Below are 17,511 nucleotides of genomic sequence, written 5' to 3'. Positions count from 1 at the left end.
CGGGACGCCCATCCCACTTTCAAGAGTGGAAGTTATTTAATTCTCATTCCTTAGTTCGGAGGAACTATCGGATCGTCCTCTCCAGAACTGCATTTTGTTCTGCGCTCAGCTTGGGAAATTTTCATCAAGGGATAACTACCAATGGCTGATACTAAACTTGCCTCTATATTGGCAATGATTTCTCCCGCAGCATTGGGAACCCCCATTACTAATAATGTCAGGGGGGTAGATGAAACTATAGGTATCACAGCTCGTTTCTCCGTCAAAGAAAGGGATAAGGGAGAAGCTAGTTGGCCAACTGCGCTCTATTATTAACCAGGGGGTAGGGAGACAATTATGCAAAATTTTCAGAAAAAATTTCCCCTCATCAAGCTGCAAACCTTCTCAGTGCTTGCTTTACGGATTATTAAATTTTCTGTAAATCTTACATTGAGACGCAATTAAATCCTAGGCAGAGTACATCTCTGAGGTAAAATTAAGTCTAATCCTTTAATTGCTCAGGCATAGTCTCATGCCAATTCCCAAACTCAGTGAAGCGACGATCCAGCACAATACCTCTGCCGCCTCCCTCAAGCGCGGTGAAACTTACTATTTAGCGGGTAATGTTACTAGCGCTGTCCTGCGTGGCAATTATCGTGCAAGCAATAGTGGAGGGTTCTGCTGTGCAACCTTACCGTATTACGATAAACTTTGATGACGCTAATGTGGCATCATCAAATTGCACTTGTGCTTACGATCGCGTTGGGTGGTGTAAACATATTGTTTCTACCATGTTATTATGTCTGCGACAACCACAAATAATTGAGCAGCGCCCCACACTGGAACAATTACTCGATCGCCTCAACGATGTACAAACCCAGCAATTAATACAACATTTAGTAGAAAAAGAACCCTCACTCATCGATCCGATCGAACGATACGTTAACTTAATTGCTATTCCTACGCCTCCACAGCCACCTACTAAAACACCCCGCCGTACATCCATTAATCCGGCTCCTTTTCGACAACAAGTACGACAAATTTTGCGAAATGCTGTGCGTTATTTCGACGAGGGATGGGGGGAAGAAGACCCCATTACAGAAGAAGTTTTAGATGTGATTCAGCAAGCACAGGAATTGATTGCAGAGGGAGATGGTAACAACGCCTTAGTAATTTTACAAGCCATCACCGAAGCTTGCGTTAAAGATTGGGATGACGTAGAAGAATATGGCGCTGAAAGTTCTGATATAGCTAACGCTTTGGATGAAGCTTGGACAGAAGCCATTTTAACGGCTGAACTAACTGCTGAAGAAGAGATCGATCTCCAGGTGATGTTAAAAGCTTGGCAAGATGAATGGGATTGCGATTTCAGCATGAGCTTGAAAGCTTTACGCCAAGGTTGGGATGACCCCCTAATTCAAGAGGTACTTCAAGGAAATATTACGGGGCAAGAAATAGGAGCTAATGAGGCACCAGAATGTGCTAAAAGCTTAGCATTAATTCGCTTGCAAATCCTCGATCGCCAGGAACGCTATCAAGAATACTTATACTTAGCGCAAGCAGAAAACTGCTCTCAACAATACTTGACGATGTTAAGTCGTTTGGGGAGAGTAGAGGAAGCAGTGAAAGCTGCCGCTACTCAGATGAACTCAGCGGAAGATGCTTTTGCTCTCGCTCAAAGTTTACAAGCACAGCAAGCCCAAGCTGAAGCTCTAAAAATTGCTCAAACTGGGTTGAATTTGTCAGGCAATTGCCTTTATAAACTAGCAATTTGGACGAGTGAGTTGGCTGTTGAGTTGGGAGAAAACGAAGTTGCATTAAATTCTAGAATGCGCGTCTTTGAAATCAAACCATCCTTTGCCGATTATCTTTTAGTGAAGGAGTTTGCAGGAAACAGTTGGTCAACTGTGAAAGCAAATTTGTTAGCAACTCTGAAAAGTGATAGAAGTTGGGGAGTTTCTGAAGCACAGGTTGATATTTTTCTCTATGAGGGGCTTATTGAAGATGCGATCGCTGTTGCTGATGGTTTGAGTGGCTACGAATCGGCACTGGTTCACCGAGTAATGGGGGCTGCGATCGCCCACCGCCCCGATTGGACGATCGCCAATGCTTGTCGGCTTGCTGAATCGATTATGGATCGGGGGAAATCAGAGGAGTACGATCGTGCAATTAAGTGGTTGGAAAAAGCCCGCGCTGCCTATTTACAAATGGGGCAAAATCTTCAGTGGTGTGCTTATCGTTCTCAACTTATGCAAATACACCATCGGAAGCGGAAGTTAATGGGAATGCTGAAGAGTCCAGATTTAGATTGAGGCTGAAGTTTACCGTAAACCGGAACAAGTGAAAGCAGCCCAATAAAAAGGGTCAGCAAAAGGGAAATCTAAGCAACTAATTATTTCCAGTCGTTGCAAAGTTTTGTAATTGCGTGTTGCTGTTTCAGCCCGCTTTTCTTCCTCTTGTAGCCATTGCAGATAGTCGGGGGAACCTTCTGGATAGGAATTACGCTGGTTTTCTGCAAACTGGCGATCGCCCTCCGCCTCTTCAAATTTGCGTTCTAATAAATCACCAAGTTGGGGAGAATAGCAAGCGACAAATTCTGATCCAGAGAGCGATCGCAAATTTATTTGTGCTTGCTGCAATGCTTTTGGGCGGCTACTTCCTTGCTGCCGAAGTTTGTGATAAAAAATTGAAAATAAGGCTGTTGCTAAATCATCTACAGCCCACAGCGTACTCACAACACTCCGAGCCCCCGCACATAAAAAGCCCGTCGATAATGTCAAAATATCATCAGTAATTTCCGTAGTTCCTAACCCTGTTTCACAACAGGATAAAAACACATCAACTAAATGAGGAAGCCGCCAGCCCGGTGTCATTAACTGCCCCAAAGTAATGCTACCATCTGCCAATTGCAGTCGGGATTCTAACGGATTATCAAGGCGAGATTGAGCATGATGGCTAGAGATAATTCCCTGGACTTGTAAAGAAAGTTGCCGATAGTTGCTGACCGTTGCTTGGCTACGTCCTCGTAAGTGTTGTTCATGGCGAATATTATACAGTTTGGCAATTTGTTCACCCTCAAAACTTGCACAGGGTAAATCTTCCGTTGCATCTTCCACAATACCATACATTAGTCGATCGTTGACAGGTGGACGTTTGTGGCAAAATTCTAAAACTTGACAACTAGGAGTGTAACGAATTAGAAATTTATCTCCTAAATATTGACCATTTTCTAAGGGTAAAGCAGCAAAAGGAATTTGGTGTAGGCAAAGGTGAGGAACAATAATCAGTTCCTCGATATTATTAAGGTACTGACGAATCAGGTTATCGATTTGCAGACGGCGGGAAAGTTTCGCTAAAAACTGCGGAATTCGCTTTCTCCAGTTAGCTTTACATTGTAATTGCTCTTGGGCTGATTTACTTGAATCGCCAGCCTCTAAGTAGGGTGTTAGCCAATTTTTATTAATCCATTTTTGTAAGTTGTTTCCTCGTTTTCTGGTTGTTTTGTACAAATTTAGTTCGGCTTGTCGCAAAACAAATATATATGTATCTTCATCAGTAGTGTAAAAATTAAGTATAGCTGTAGTAGGGCGATCGATGAGTTCTTGAATCGCGGTTAAATTAGGGGGAATGACTTGAATTTCGCCCGCTAAAACCGGATCTAAACGTCTTAGTTGTTCCCAAATTTGTTGTTTTTCACTTTCTAAACCTTGGATATTTTCACTAATGGCTTCTAAAGCTGCTCGATTGCGTGTACAATCCATATCAATTAGATCCTTAGCTCTAACTGCAATTAACTTCTGCTTTTTACTTGATTTATTTAAACCGGAACGTTCGCAATCTATCTGTCGTTGAATTCCTTCAAATTCTGCTAAATATTCTTCTACTTCAGAAGGTATATCTCCCTGAGAGTAAAGGTCATTACTGGCAATTAAATCTACTAACCGACGAGAGCGGGAACGTTCTACATATTCAAAAGCTTGTGGAAAATTTTTCGTATTAACTAATGCTTGTACAATATGTTCATAAAGATATATATCTTCTCCTAAAATTTCTTGGCGGCGTCGATCGGTATTAGCCCAAACTCGCAATTGTTCTAAAGCTTCAATAGCAAGACAATACCCTTCAATAGCTTCTCTCCATAGTCCTAATTTGAAGGCAATTTGACCTAAAACTTGTCCCGAAATCAGACAAAGTTGGGGGAAAGCTTGAGGAGTTCTGACTTTTAATGCTAACTTAAAGTATTGCATTGCTTCGGTAAACTCTTCTAAATTGTGGTAGAGATAACCTAAATTATTGTGTACAGTTGCCCAATTTTCAGGAAAATCTTTGAGAGTATAAACTTCTAAAGCAGCTTGGTAATAGTCCCTCGCCAGTTTTATATTTTCGTCAAAACTTCCTTGAGTGCGATCGCTATAAGCATAACCTAAGTTTAATTGCACCATAGCCCAATCTTCAGGAAAATCTTTCTGAGTATAAACTTCCAAAGCTGACTTATAGTAAAAAATCGCCATTTCTAAATTTTCCACTTCATTTTGAATAGTGCGCCTCCTATAGGCATTTCCTAAATTATTTTGGATCATTGCCCAATTTTCAGGGTTAATTTGACGGGTATTTACTTGCAAAGCCATTTGATAGTAATTAATGGCTATTTCTAAGTTAGTATCCTCATCTCCTAGCCGACGTTCGCTATAAGCACTACCAATATTATTTTGCAGCATTGCCCACTGTTCAGGAAAATCTGAACGATTATATATTAGTAAAGCATTTTCATAACATTTGATAGCACTTTCTAAATTTTGTAAAGAATCTCCATAAATTCGTTCACTATGAGCAACTCCTAAATGCTGTTGTGTTTCCGCCCACTGTTCGGGATAATTTTCATAATTACGAACTTGCAAAGCATTATTAAAAGCTTCAATTGCTAATTCTATATTTTCGAGACGGCTACCATATTTGCGATTGAGGTAAGCAATCCCTAGATTATTTTGAATCATCGACCATTGTTTACGATTAAATGCTTTTTGATAAGATTCAAGACAGGTAAGATAAAGAACAATAGCTTCTTCTACATTTTCAGCTTGATTCCCTTGAGCATTTCTTAAATAAAAAGTTCCTAAGTTATTTTTGAGCAAACCCCAAATTTCAGGAAATTGACTATAACAGCAAGCATCTAAAGCAATTTTATAATAGCCGAGAGCTTTCTCAAGGTTATCAACTCGCTCTCCTTTAACTCTATTTTGATAGCCATACCCTAAATTATTCTGGATTTTCAACCAATTTTCTAAATAAGTCTCTGGATCGTAAATAGTTAATGCATTTTGAGAAGCAGCAATTGATGCTTCAATATTTTCGGAAAAATCTCCTTTTAGTCTCTCTAAATAAGCAACTCCTAAGTTAAGTTGTATCAATCCCCACACTTCTGTAAAAGTGTCAGAATTATACACTTGTAATCCTAATTCATAATATGCAATTGCCCGTTCCAAGTTATCCGAATATTTCCCCGTTGTAGAAAGGTAATAGGAAAATCCTAAATTATTTTGAGTGTTCGCCCAATTGTCGGGATAGTCCTCACGATTATAAACTTGTAAAGTAGCCTCTATCAAACTCCTACCTAATTCTATATTCTGTTCTTGAATTCCCTTGAATCTGCTGAGATATGTCGCCCCTAAATCATTATGAATAAACGCCCATAATTCAGGAAACTCTTCTTTCTGACAAATTTGTAGAGCAGTTTGATAACACTCAATCGCTTTCTCAAGATTATCAACCGGATTTTCTATTTTTTGACGGTAAGCATCTCCCATACAAAATTGGATCGTACTCGATTGTTCCGGGAATTCTTCAGCACTATAAACAGTTAAAGCTGCTTGATAACACTCAATTGCTTTTTGGAGATTGTCGTCTCGATTCTCTTCAATTGTAATATAAGCATTACCTAAGCTCTCTTGAGTTTCTGCCCACTGTATGGGATAATCAGTATAAGTACGGACTTGTAAGGCATTGTGAAAAGTGGCGATCGCCCTTTCAAGGTTATCTAATTTTTGCCCTTGAATACGATTATAATAAGCTAGACCCAAATTATTTTGAATTCTTGCCCAATCTGTAGGATTATCCTCTTTTGGATAAACAGCCAAAGCAGCTTGATAATATTTAATTCCTAGTTCTATATTTTCCGATTCATTTCCCTTGACACGGTGGAGATAAGCCAAACCTAAATCATGCTGAATTTCCGCCCATTTTAAGAGAGACTCTTGACAATTCCACACTTTTAATGCTAATTCAAAAGCAGCGATCGCCCTCTCCAGATTTTCTTCTGAATCACCTTCAACTCTGTCAAAATAAACTAAACCTAAGCGATGTTGAATCAAACTCCATAATTCCGGTTCATCGGTATCATTACAACATTGTAAAGCTAATTCATAACACTCAATTGCCATTTCTAAATTCCTGCTACGGTTCCCAGCAAGGCGATTTTGATAAGCAAACCCCAAATGGTTTTGAGTAATCAACCAATCCTCCTGGTAATCTTCCCGATTGAGCACCGTCGCTACTTGTTGATATCCCGCGATCGCAATTTCAATATTGTTTACACAATCGCCCAGAGTAAATTCTTGAATAAGACTACTAAAAGTGCCAATTACAGTGGCTATATCGTAAGCTTCTTCAGACTCTAATTTCATTAAAACATCAGTTGCCCAACTTCGCAAAAACCAATCAAAATTATCATCTAATTTATCTAAATTTTTCTCTAAAATAGGATATACAACTTCTGCATCTCCTTCACTTGCTTCGATTGCTGCCAAAACTTCTAGGAAAAAATTTAACAAGTCTTCAGAATTAGCTAATTCAGACCGAATTTTAATCAAGTCTTTTATCATCGTCGCAGCACTCCGCAGCCAGTCAGATCCCTCTTCATTTTCCTCAACTAATAACTCGTCTGCTACCTCCTCTATCACCTCTAATAAACCTTCATTAAGGATGTCTGAATAGTCATCCAAAATATCTCGTTCTTCACCTTCTGGACAGGTACGTAGCATTTCAATTAGGTGACGATAAGCAGAGTTTAGCTGTTCTTTCATGTTACCTTTTTTGGGTTAATATCAGTTTTGGCTTCATATCAATTCCGGTTGCACTCAGACATGATATATAGGAGACGGCAGTCCCGTTTCCCTACCCGGATTAATTTTCGGGACACGGGGCACTGCGCCGTGTCTAAAGCTGTGGGTAATATTAATTCCGATGGTAGGGGATTTGATATCACAGGAGTGCAAGTATCTGTATCGTTACAAATATATAGGCAAGCGAGCATGATACTCGCATTCCTAAAAAACGCTTTTTACAAAATGGGAGGTTCTCAGTTTTTGGAAAAAAACAAATATTTAATTTTTTGTTTCAATTTCCCAAACTTCTGCTAGTTTATTTAGCAGTTTTTGGGCTAATTGTTGGCGGTGTAAATCTGCGGAGATAACTTTTTCTTCTCGACCAATTTCTCCAATAAAAGCCTGTTGTTCAGGAGAATAATCAACTTTTTGATAATCAGGATTAATAGGAATACTAGCGACTAATACATCTGCTCCTGCATACCGCCATTTAATGGGTTTAGTAGTTCGGTAAATGCGCTCTAATTGAGCGATAATTTCTGAAAAGTTTTGTGTTTCTAAGAGTTGTCGCACTTCTACGGCTACTGGATCGTCACTTCTCAAAAACTGATTTCCTAATTCCAGACGATAGAGATGATCGATCAGAGCATCTAAGTTTTGGAGTTGGGCAATCTGGATCTGGCTTGGCAATGGAGAATTATCCAGTGATGGGGTAAATCCTAGCAGTTTTCCTGAGTCTAATTTTTCCCCAAATTCCACTATTACATAGCCGATTCTGTCTTCTATGGCTGCTGGTGGAACTACGATCGCACTTTCTCCCAACCAAACCGGGCGGCATTCTAATTTACCCATCCCTGGTAACACTAAATCAGCAATATCCCACTGGGCACGGACGACTGGATGCCAACTATCGCCTTGAATTAAATCGGGTTCGTAGGCTTGCCATTTGAGGTAACTATAGACAACATAAACTGCTAAAGTATTCACATAAACTCGTTTGGCAGCCTCATGCTTTGTCAATTCAGGAGCGAGTTGCAGAGTTTCGGCAGCAAATTTTCGAGCGGTGCGGTGAGCATCAGTACCTAGTGGAACTGTCAATAGCGTTGGGTTTGTGCTTTGCATAATTTAATCTTCTCTTGTGTATCCTAGCTCTAATGCGATCGCTTGGAGCAAGGGGCGACAGTTCCTTTCCCAGTGTGATTTTAGAGTTTGGTAGTTGATGTTAAATTCTTTGGCGATCGCAGTAAACTTGTCAGGCGTGGTTTTAAACAGCACCTTTAATGTGATCACTTGACAGTTACACTCTGGATGATTTTTAGGATGACAGGATCGAAATTTCCCATCGGGGTCTTCTTGGACGTATTGTTCTAGCTGTTGAATAATATTCTGATAATTTTCTTGCTCTAAAAGTGCGATATAGCCATCCAAACCACTGCGGGTAGGAGGGGAAAAACTTGTTTCTGAAAGCACATCCAGCAACGCGGTTGTAGTATCTGAGCCTCCTATGAGGGCATCTAAACTGTAGGTGGGCGGTTGAGAAGGTAAATTCAAATCCTTAATGCGCCACTCTAGGTAACTATTTATCCATTGTCGCAGTCGTCTTGACACATTCGGATCGCTAAGCTTGAAGTTCGAGCAAATGCTTTTGTTCACCCATACCCAGGTTTTATTTAAGGCGTCTAAATAATCGGGATGTGCAGATCGCAGTAGTCCGGGAAGTTCCTGCAGTTCGGCGAGCAATCGGTTCATCGCTTTGCGCCTTTGGGAGCTGTTTTGGGGATACTCGCATACCTCCTCAATTAGTTGGCGCAGCAGTTGATCCATAGGTGTTAAATTAATTATTTGAGTTCTAAAATCATTGTTGCACCGCTTGGAGATTCTCCGCTAACCAAAGGATGCTCTGTGTTCTGCGTAGACCCAAAAGTTAGAGTTAGATCGTGTCCGATCGATAAACCATAATATCCCGGTCGGGGCGGGTTTTTGAGATTGTCCATTATTGGCAGGTATTGTTGGTGAACCCGCCCTTACAAAAATCCCGATCGCTCGACCGGACAGGATATTATATCAATTGCGGTTTTCACTCCTCATGACTGTTAATTGTTGATTCGGGGTCGCAAAACTGAATGATGGTTGAGTGTTGAATGTTGACTCGATTGTACGCCCGACGATGAAGCGCGAATATCACAGATTTCAGATTAATTCAAGTGTCGATCGATCGTCACAATCGAAACAGGCCGCAACGCATCAAAACGAGTTGAATTCCCCCCAGCCACAGAACGCGATAACTGCACTTGCACGATTCGGTAACTCCAGTGCGGTTCCCGACGCACCCGATCGCCAATCCAGCTCAAAACAGTAGCAATATCCTCAAAAGCATCCAAAGCCAGCACGATCGAGCCTCCAGGAAGCAGCCGCAGCGCGCAAACGCCCAAAATTTTAGTCAACCCTCCGCCACTACCGCCAATAAAGATCCGGTGCGGAGGACGCAAGCGGTGCAAGATTTCCGGGGCAGTTCCGTGAATCGAGAACACATTTTGCAGCCCAAAACGGCCATAGTTGAACTCGATCGCAGAAGTACCAGAAACCGTTTTTTCGATCGCGTACACCTCAGACTGCGGGAATAAACGAGCAATCTCGATCGACACAGAACCGTTACCAGCACCCACATCCCAGACAACTTGTCCCGGTTGCAAAGCCAATTGTGCCAAAACCAACACCCGCACTTCCCGTTCAACCGTCAAACCCGGCTTATCTCCACAACCGATAAAAGCTGCATCCGGTATTCCCAACAAAGGCAACTTTTCCAAATCCAAAGGTTCCGTCCCCGGCGGGGGTTCCCGCAGCATCACCACCACGCTCAGCGGTGCAAAAGACTCTCCCAGCAAAGCTTCCAGAGACTTGGGGCTTACCCGTTCCTCGGCAGCCCCCAAATTTTCGCAAACCCAAAACTTGTAGCGTGTCGGCAAATCTAGAGCTTTCACCAAACTTGCCAGTAAAGCCGGAGTATGAGCTTCGTCCGCCAGCACCGCAATCTTCTCCACACCGAGCTTCAGCTTCGCCGTCAGCTCCTCAAAATAGCGTCCTTGAGAGCCTACACAATGAGCATCTTGCCAAGGGATTTGCAAGCGGTTAAAAGCCAACTGCACAGAACTGACATGGGGGTGAAAAGTCAATTTTTCTGCCGGCAATTGGGAAATTAACAACTTTCCCCAGCCGTAGAACAGCGGGTCGCCGGCCACTAAAATTACGATCGGTCGATCGCGGGGTTCCACCGTCCCCGCAGAGGGCTCTAATTCGGCTTGGGTCGCCCACCAGCGCCGAATTTCCAGAATTGCTTCGGTCAAATCTTCCAACGCCCAGCGCTCTCCGTCGTGCTGGGGAAAATAGCTCAAATGGCGCTCGCTCCCTATTAGCAGAGCGGCCATTTCTACAACCTGCCGCGCCGATTCGCTCAGCCCAGCAGCTCCATCTAAACCTATACCAACAACGTTTACTGTCACTTTTTAAGCAAAAAGTAAAAAACCAGAATTACTGATTTTTCCTGGTTTTTCATAAATTGTTTCCTTGACTTTAATGTCAAACAAAAATAATTAAAGCATTTAGGATCGTCAATTAAATAATTTCCCTTTTTTCTTGTGGGATGGGCCTAAGAGCCCGTCCTTTCTGGGCGGGCTCTTAGGCCCATCCCACAACAGTCATGAAAAGTGGATTTTATTTAATTCTGATCCCTTAATAGCCAATATCCTGACTATTGTCACAGGGGAGAGGGGGAGAGGGGGCGAAAGAGTGGGAGATGGGAAGAGTGGGAGATGGGAAGAGTGGGAGATGGGAAAAAATCTTCCTTCTTCCTTCTTCCCTCTTCCTTCTTCCTTCTTCCCTCTTCCTTCTTCCCTCTTCCTTCTTCCTTCGTTAAAACTCAAAAACAGGCCATTCCGGTTGCCGGAGATAGGTGGTCATGTCGTCAAACTTCCGCAGTTCCACTCGGTGTACGGACAGTTCTTGGGGCGTGTCCAGCCATTGCTCGTTTAACTCTGACAGCAAAGCGCACAAGCGATCGCGGTCAAGGTTCGGCCCGATGTCCCCAAAATAAGCCAGAGTAATGTGGGCCGTAAAATGATATTGCTGTTCGATTCCCAAAGCCATTAAATCGGGATTTTGATAGATCGATCGGCGAAACTCCAGAATTTGCTTGTAAGAGTTTTCGTCCGTCGGTGCCAAACAAACACCCACAGCTCTAGTCATCACCATCAACCCCAGCACTATCCAGCGAATGGGAGCGCCGCCCGCCAAGGGTTTGCAGGCGGCAAAACGATCGGCCATGCGCGAGCGCAGTTGCTCCTCAAATTCGGGATTTTTATCAGAGGCATCTCGAAAAGCGCTGCTCCAGATCAAATCGGCTACGGTTAAATGGAAGGTATCAGGAGGCAGTGCCACGAGCGAACCCTCCGCTATTTCCTGCAATAGCCGTTGTTGGCTCGAGTGCAAATTACTATAAAATGCAGCATTTTCCGCATCTTCCCCCGCAGGGGGCGTAATCACCGAATAACCTGGAAAAGGTACAGGATCTCTGCGGCCAGTTTCGTCGGGCTTAAATTTTGGAGATTCCTGAATGTGTTCCACCTGGGACTTGTAGGAGTCCAGCAGCGTCATTCGCGCCACCCGATTTACGTAAGCTTGATAAGTATCATCCAATCTTGATTTCCTCGCGGTGACAAACTCCCACACCAAATTTTATATTATGGTGCGGGCTTCCAACAGTCCTATTCAGGATATGTTGGACTTGCGGAACGTGCAACTGTGATTTTTTGGGCTACTGAGCGTTCTTTATGCAAATTTACCTGTTTTGGGGGGAAGACGACTTTGCGATGGCCCAGGCTGTGACCAGTTTGCGCCAAACAGTCCTCGACCCCAACTGGGCTAGTTTTAACTATGACAAGATTATTGCCGATCGGGCCGACGCTGTGGTCGAAGGGCTCGATCGAGCCTTAACGCCCCCCTTCGGTACCGGCAGCCGTTTTGTCTGGCTGGCAAATACGACTGTAACGCAGCAGTGCTCTCCTGAACTGTTAGCGCAATTTGAACGGACGCTGCCGGTGATTCCCCCTACCACCGTGCTGCTGCTGACATCCGTCAAAAAACCCGACAGCCGGCTCAAATCTACCAAGTTACTCTTCAAGTCCGCCCAAGTGCGGGAATTTTCACCGATTCCGCCTTGGAATGACAAAGAATTAGCCCAGCGGGTGCGCCAAGTCGCAGGCGAAATGAACGTAAAATTGACCGCCACAGCGATCGAACTTTTGGCCGAATCCATTGGCAGCGATACTAGACAGCTATACAGCGAACTCGAAAAATTGCTGCTGTTTGCGGGCAACCGCAGCCAACCTCTGAACCCGGAAGAAGTTGCGGCACTGGTACACTGTCACGCCCAGAATACCTTCCAGCTAGCCGATGCGATTCGCGAGGGCAATACCTCCGCCGCTTTGGATTTATTGGCAGGCTTAACTGGCCGCAGCGAGCCTGGTTTGAGGATTGTGGCTGGCTTGACTGGTAAGTTTCGGATTTGGCTGTGGGTAAAGGCGATGATCCAAGCGGGCGATCGCGATGATAAAATTGCTCAAGCTCTAGAACTAGGCAATCCGAAACGAGTATACTATTTTCGTCAAGAAGTCAAGAACGCCAGCTTAGAAAAACTGCAAAAAAGTTTGCCCTTGCTGCTAGACTTAGAAGCTTCTTTAAAGCGGGGCCGGGAAGAAATCTCAACCCTGCAAACCAAAGTTATAGAACTTTCTAGCTTGTTTCGCTGATGCGCGACAGGGCACAGAATTGGCCCCTTACTGTAAATTTTTACAACAAATTTCGATAGTGGCTATGTGCTTGATGCCCGATCGCAGGCCAAAAGGTCAATAGATACTAGAAATACTCTCAGAATGCCAAAGTAGAAGTTAATGTGGTAAATAAATATTGTCCGCCGAATGCCGATCGGTTAATATTATTTGCCGGCTCTCCACCCCCCCAAAAAAAAGAGCGCTACCCATGACACAACACAACCCGCGGGAACTGCTCAAGCAAGGCGATCCAAAAGCGATCGCATCTAGCATCAACCGTACACTCAAACCCAAAGGCATCAACGCCGATGTGACGCGGGACAACGGCTGCCTCCACATAATTCTGGAGGCAGACAAAGTACCGGATCAAATGGTATTGGTCGATTTCATCCGCACCGGCATGACGAAGCTGGGACTCGAATCAATTCACACTGTAAAGGTTTACGGGCGTCGAACAGGTGACGGTGAGCCTGCGTGGGAAGATGAAATTGATCTGATGCCTGCAAATTCAATGCCTTACCCCTTGGATAGTGGAATGCCTGACGACTCTGTAGGTTTAAATGATGTCGAGCCCGAAGAGGAAGACTATTATCAAGAAGGAGAATTCGATCGAGATGACGACGAGGAAGACGAAGACGAAGACGAAGAGCAAGCCCCGCCTCCGAAAAAACAATTTCCCAAATGGGTAATACCTGTGGGTATCTTAGTACCTCTGGTGGCGATCGCAGGGCTTTTCTTTACTAAAACTTTCCCCTTCGGCGACTCTAACCCAGAACCGATAGCCCCCGAAGCTGCTTCCCCCTCCCCCCAACCCTCATCTCCCCCTTCTAAAGCCGCTGCATCCTCGACCGCCGCATCTCCGGGCACCCCACAGGCAGCCTCCCCTGCACCAAAACCCGCTCCCACTGCTACAGCGCCAGCAAGCCCAGCTCCAGCCTCACCTGCACCAAAAGCCGCCGCGCCTAAGCCTGACTCTTGGAGGGAAGCCGTTAACACAGCTCAGAAGGCAGCAATTTCGGCCCAGACGGCTCAGTCTCAAAATGAGTGGATCGCAGTAGCAAGCCAGTGGCAACAAGCGGTTAAGCTCATGAGAGCCGTACCGTCAACCAGCCCTAACTATCAAAAGGCTCAGCAAAAAGCGGCAGAATATCAGGCTAACCTGATTGTTGCCAACCGCAGGGCAGCAGCAGCGCCTTAAGAGTTTTTAGTTTTGAGTTTTGAGTTGAATACTCGATGTGCTAAAAGTCAAAAGTCAAAAGCCAAAAGTAAAAAAACTTGTTTTTACTGAAAGCTTTCTTACTTTTGACTTTTTTCAATTTTATTAAAATTTCATTTAACTTTACCTATTGCTCTGACGGCGTGACAACCCCGTCAGCCTGGTTGCTAAGGATCGCGAATTAAATAACTTACAATTTTAATTGTTATTGTGGGATGGGCTCTTAGGCCCATCCCACTTTCAAGAGTGGAAGTTATTTAATTCTCATTCCTAAACACAGAGCTTAGTTTAAATTTGTTCTTCCCCTTGATTAAAACGCTGAATTCCTTGATTTTCCTCTACGCGCACAATAGCATCTTTGGGAATATTGAGGATGCCTGTAAATGAATTTTGGCTTACTTTGAAAGCTTCTTCCTTATTTTTGTAGTCGGCAAGTTCGCGCTGTAAATTGTCAATTGTCTCTTGAAACCGAGCGGCTTGTCTGAGCATTTCTTGTTCTGAAAAGTCCAGCAATTGAATCAGATTAGCCACCTGATATTCAAGTAATTGGGTTTCGGCAATATTGTTATTAGTAACAAAAATTTTAGAAATTTCTGAATAGTCAAAAACACTTTTTTTTTCGGGCACAGATAATGCGGTTTTGACACTAAGTGCCAAATCTTTAAACATTTCAGCCGTGCTTTGGGGAATTTTAACTTTTAGGAACATCACTACCGCAAACACACTTCCTGACGGCAGAAGTCCCCCAAATGCCAAGACAGACTTGACGTGGTAGGGGATAATTAAAGAATTTTGCTCAGGAATAAAGGGGCTGCCTTTTGCCTCTGATACGTGAAAAATATTTAATACTGCGGGTTCTAATTGCAGGAACCTTTCTCGCTCTATTCCGAGGAATGTAGGAATGTCTAAACCAAACTGCCGGATTATTTCCGAAATCGCCGGCATTTGAGCCACTAATCTTGTGCTAACTAATGGAATAGCTGTATTGTCTGCTGCGGTGTGCCGAGAATTCCACTGCGGTTCTGTGCCTGCTGCTGCTAGCAGAGTCCAACATTTCATGTCGGCGGCGGGGGAATTGCCCTTCATCAAGCGGCGCGCGGATTGTTGCAATGAGTCTTCTAACTCCCCGTAGGGATGAGTTTTGAACAAACGCACTAAAGCACAGGTATTTTCTCCAGTTTGCGAATCGCAAAAATGTCGGTAAATATAGTTAACAATCTTCTGGCTGCTGGCTTCCATACTAGCAGTATTTCTACCGAACTGGCGCAGGACTAAGCTGCATTTCGCCATGTCTTGCGGGGTAAATAAGGTAATATCGTACATTAAAAAATGCTCTCCAAGAGCTCAAACACTGTATTTCATTTATCGTTAAGGCCGCTAAGCCATCCGGAATCCTACTGAGAGTTTTGAACAACGTGTTATATCAAATCCGGTAGCATCGGAATTATTCCTCTCTGTATTCTCTCCCTCTGCGTTCTGGAGCGCCCTCTGCGGTTAAATCATTCCGATACAACCGGAAACGATATTAGTTAAAATATGTAGAAAATTTGCCCGCCAAATGCAGCGGTTGTATGCCAGGATACAGAAATTAAGATTTAAAAAAAATCTATCCCCTAGGGTAGGCCACAAGGACAGAAAAGCCGATGTATAATTTATGGAATAAATTTTGACGATGACTCGCCCATAGAAATTAAAAAAACAAGGTTTTTCAGCGGATATGCCTCGCGTTGTATTGGGCATTTTCGTAGATAAAAGTCGGTTTCTGGGTCAGCCATATTCACAGAAATCCTAGAAACTCAAGCTGCAATTTTTGTGGGGGGCGATCGCAAGCCGATCAATCAAAAATTGGTACAATTTCGTCAGTCTTGGACGCAAAAACCGGGTTTGCTTACAGAAAAAAAACCCGGTTGCTTTGTTTTGGCTAAGTAGATGCTGTGTTCAAAACTTTTAACAACCCCAAACAACTCTACTCAGCAGGTGGAGACTTTGCTTCCAGGGCATCTTTAGCAGACAATCCCTGATCTTGAACGCCAAAATACCACAAACTAGCAGCAGCTTCGGCACGAGTGACTGATTTCTTCGGCTGAAACAAAGTAGTAAAACCAAAAACCCGGCGAATATTCGCCAAATCTCCATTGTTAAAATCAGCTAAAACTGCCCGCGACGCCTGGGAATCAATCTTAGAAGCATCTTGAAAACCCCACTTTTCTTTCACTCCTTCAATGTTAGCTGTCGGTAAAACTTGACGACTATCTAAAGGCACTTTCCAGAGAATCATTGTTTCGCGAGTTAAAGGTGCATCCGGGCGAAATTTCACATCTTTAGTTTCTCCAGAAAGCGAACTGGGAATTACACCGGCTTCTGCTAAACCTTGAATTGCTGAAAAATCCGGATCAGTTTTGGGTACGTCAGAAAAAGCCGGTTCGCTAGAGTCTACTGCTAATCTAATTTGTTTGGCTTGACGGCTAACATAAATCTGATTGTTAGCTGCTACTAACCAGCGGGCGTATTCGCGGCGAGTGACAATTTTGTTGGGTTTGGGTAAAGTGCGGCCACTTTCTAAATTAGCACTTTCGGTCGTTCGCACTTTCAGCACTTCCAACTGACTTAAATCTGCCACAAACTGCCGCAACTGTTGAGGAATTTGGGTGTCTAGTTGGCTAACTTGTGCTGATTTTGGCGATGCGGATGGTGTTGGAATAGTTCCCTCTGAATTAGAGGGAGTTGGTGAAGCGGTTGGAGATGCGCTAGACTCGGAATTATTAGGTTGGGGACTGGCGGCAATTTCGGGGCTTTCTTTGCTGTAGTCGATCGCAAATTCTGTAGAACCCCCTACTTTTTGAGTAGGAGAAAGCGACACTGTTACCCGTAAATTATCTCGCGTTGCTACCAAAGAACCTTGTCCCTCGGCGGTGGGGCGGCTGACTATTTCCCAGTTGCGACGCCCAAACTCTGTAGAGTAAAAGTTCCCAACCGAATTAACCGGATCTGTGCTTTCCCAGCGCAGCCGCACATTTTTTTGCGACGGATCGGTTTGCCCAGTAACTTCGATTAACTCAGCGTTAGGATAGAGTGGAATCTCTGTCGGGAAATCGGGAGGAAGTTTGGCGGTAGAGTTTGTCTCAATTGCTGTCGCTGGTGGCGGGGAAGAGAAAACCACTGGATTTTGTTTTAATTTCGGATCGGCGGCTAAAGATTCTTCAAGTGCCTTGCTGTTGGGGCTGTTTGCACAACCTGTGACAGCAGCCAGCAGACACACAGCCAGCCAAGTATTTACAGCAGCGAGTATATTAGTTTTATTGGTTTTAGTGATTTTAGAGCGTCCTTGAGAGTTGCCTCGCCGTTGAGTAAATATAATATTCAGCATAAATCCCCCCTTTGCGGATATATT

11 protein-coding genes are annotated in these 17,511 nt (G+C 43.8%); 4 read left to right on the top strand and 7 right to left on the bottom strand.

Going from position 1 to position 17,511, the window contains the following annotated elements; genetic code table 11:
• Positions 1 to 141 precede the first annotated feature (141 nt).
• Positions 142 to 315: a hypothetical protein gene (locus tag QUB39_RS06955; protein ID WP_333208440.1), complete on the top strand. Its 174-nt coding sequence runs from the start codon at positions 142 to 144 to the stop codon at positions 313 to 315.
• Between the two features lie 287 nt (positions 316 to 602).
• On the top strand, positions 603 to 2,291 hold the full coding sequence (locus tag QUB39_RS06950) for an SWIM zinc finger domain-containing protein (protein WP_333208439.1): 1,689 nt from the start codon (positions 603 to 605) through the stop codon (positions 2,289 to 2,291).
• A 9-nt stretch (positions 2,292 to 2,300) separates the two neighbouring features.
• On the opposite strand, the gene QUB39_RS06945 is transcribed toward QUB39_RS06950, so the two are convergent.
• The 5 genes from QUB39_RS06945 to QUB39_RS06925 form a co-directional block, all read right to left on the bottom strand.
• Complete coding sequence (locus QUB39_RS06945) at positions 2,301 to 7,058, bottom strand: CHAT domain-containing protein (protein ID WP_333208438.1); 4,758 nt, start codon at positions 7,056 to 7,058, stop codon at positions 2,301 to 2,303.
• 300 nt (positions 7,059 to 7,358) lie between these two features.
• Positions 7,359 to 8,201, bottom strand: coding sequence for a DUF1822 family protein (locus tag QUB39_RS06940; RefSeq protein ID WP_333208437.1), 843 nt, complete (start codon positions 8,199 to 8,201; stop codon positions 7,359 to 7,361).
• A 3-nt stretch (positions 8,202 to 8,204) separates the two neighbouring features.
• Positions 8,205 to 8,903: a hypothetical protein gene (locus tag QUB39_RS06935; protein WP_333052382.1), complete on the bottom strand. Its 699-nt coding sequence runs from the start codon at positions 8,901 to 8,903 to the stop codon at positions 8,205 to 8,207.
• A gap of 371 nt (positions 8,904 to 9,274) precedes the next feature.
• The gene (gene cbiE / locus QUB39_RS06930; RefSeq protein ID WP_333052384.1) at positions 9,275 to 10,579 is read right to left on the bottom strand and encodes a precorrin-6y C5,15-methyltransferase (decarboxylating) subunit CbiE; all 1,305 of its coding nucleotides are present in this window, start codon (positions 10,577 to 10,579) and stop codon (positions 9,275 to 9,277) included.
• A 409-nt stretch (positions 10,580 to 10,988) separates the two neighbouring features.
• Positions 10,989 to 11,729, bottom strand: coding sequence for a DUF1868 domain-containing protein (locus tag QUB39_RS06925; RefSeq protein WP_333208443.1), 741 nt, complete (start codon positions 11,727 to 11,729; stop codon positions 10,989 to 10,991).
• A 176-nt stretch (positions 11,730 to 11,905) separates the two neighbouring features.
• On the opposite strand from QUB39_RS06925, the gene holA reads away from it, so the two are divergent.
• Positions 11,906 to 12,883, top strand: a complete 978-nt coding sequence (gene holA, locus QUB39_RS06920) for a DNA polymerase III subunit delta (RefSeq protein ID WP_333208436.1) — start codon at positions 11,906 to 11,908, stop codon at positions 12,881 to 12,883.
• A gap of 229 nt (positions 12,884 to 13,112) precedes the next feature.
• Positions 13,113 to 14,102 (top strand): hypothetical protein, encoded by a 990-nt coding sequence (locus QUB39_RS06915; RefSeq protein ID WP_333208435.1) that lies wholly within the window; start codon positions 13,113 to 13,115, stop codon positions 14,100 to 14,102.
• 306 nt (positions 14,103 to 14,408) lie between these two features.
• Here QUB39_RS06915 and QUB39_RS06910 read toward each other — a convergent pair whose 3' ends face one another.
• Together QUB39_RS06910 and QUB39_RS06905 are read right to left on the bottom strand one after the other, a co-directional pair.
• On the bottom strand, positions 14,409 to 15,443 hold the full coding sequence (locus QUB39_RS06910; RefSeq protein ID WP_333208434.1) for a histidine kinase: 1,035 nt from the start codon (positions 15,441 to 15,443) through the stop codon (positions 14,409 to 14,411).
• A gap of 643 nt (positions 15,444 to 16,086) precedes the next feature.
• Positions 16,087 to 17,487 carry an S-layer homology domain-containing protein gene (locus tag QUB39_RS06905; RefSeq protein WP_333052395.1) on the bottom strand — a complete coding sequence of 467 codons (1,401 nt, stop codon included), beginning with the start codon at positions 17,485 to 17,487 and terminating at the stop codon, positions 16,087 to 16,089.
• Positions 17,488 to 17,511 lie beyond the last annotated feature (24 nt).

It is taken from the genome of Microcoleus sp. AT8-B5 (assembly GCF_036705565.1).
Taxonomy (GTDB): domain Bacteria; phylum Cyanobacteriota; class Cyanobacteriia; order Cyanobacteriales; family Microcoleaceae; genus Microcoleus.
The sequence above is the reverse complement of the archived record's forward strand: the minus strand, read 5'-3'. Positions and strand labels throughout refer to the sequence as shown.

Coding starts and splice junctions, on each gene's coding strand:
- QUB39_RS06935 (WP_333052382.1), bottom strand. CDS start 8,903: ATGGATCAACTGCTGCGCCAACTAATTGAGGAGGTATGCGAGTATCCC.
- QUB39_RS06955 (WP_333208440.1), top strand. CDS start 142: ATGGCTGATACTAAACTTGCCTCTATATTGGCAATGATTTCTCCCGCA.
- QUB39_RS06905 (WP_333052395.1), bottom strand. CDS start 17,487: ATGCTGAATATTATATTTACTCAACGGCGAGGCAACTCTCAAGGACGC.
- holA (WP_333208436.1), top strand. CDS start 11,906: ATGCAAATTTACCTGTTTTGGGGGGAAGACGACTTTGCGATGGCCCAG.
- QUB39_RS06915 (WP_333208435.1), top strand. CDS start 13,113: ATGACACAACACAACCCGCGGGAACTGCTCAAGCAAGGCGATCCAAAA.
- QUB39_RS06925 (WP_333208443.1), bottom strand. CDS start 11,729: ATGACGCTGCTGGACTCCTACAAGTCCCAGGTGGAACACATTCAGGAA.
- QUB39_RS06940 (WP_333208437.1), bottom strand. CDS start 8,201: ATGCAAAGCACAAACCCAACGCTATTGACAGTTCCACTAGGTACTGAT.
- QUB39_RS06910 (WP_333208434.1), bottom strand. CDS start 15,443: ATGTACGATATTACCTTATTTACCCCGCAAGACATGGCGAAATGCAGC.
- QUB39_RS06950 (WP_333208439.1), top strand. CDS start 603: ATGTTACTAGCGCTGTCCTGCGTGGCAATTATCGTGCAAGCAATAGTG.
- QUB39_RS06945 (WP_333208438.1), bottom strand. CDS start 7,058: ATGAAAGAACAGCTAAACTCTGCTTATCGTCACCTAATTGAAATGCTA.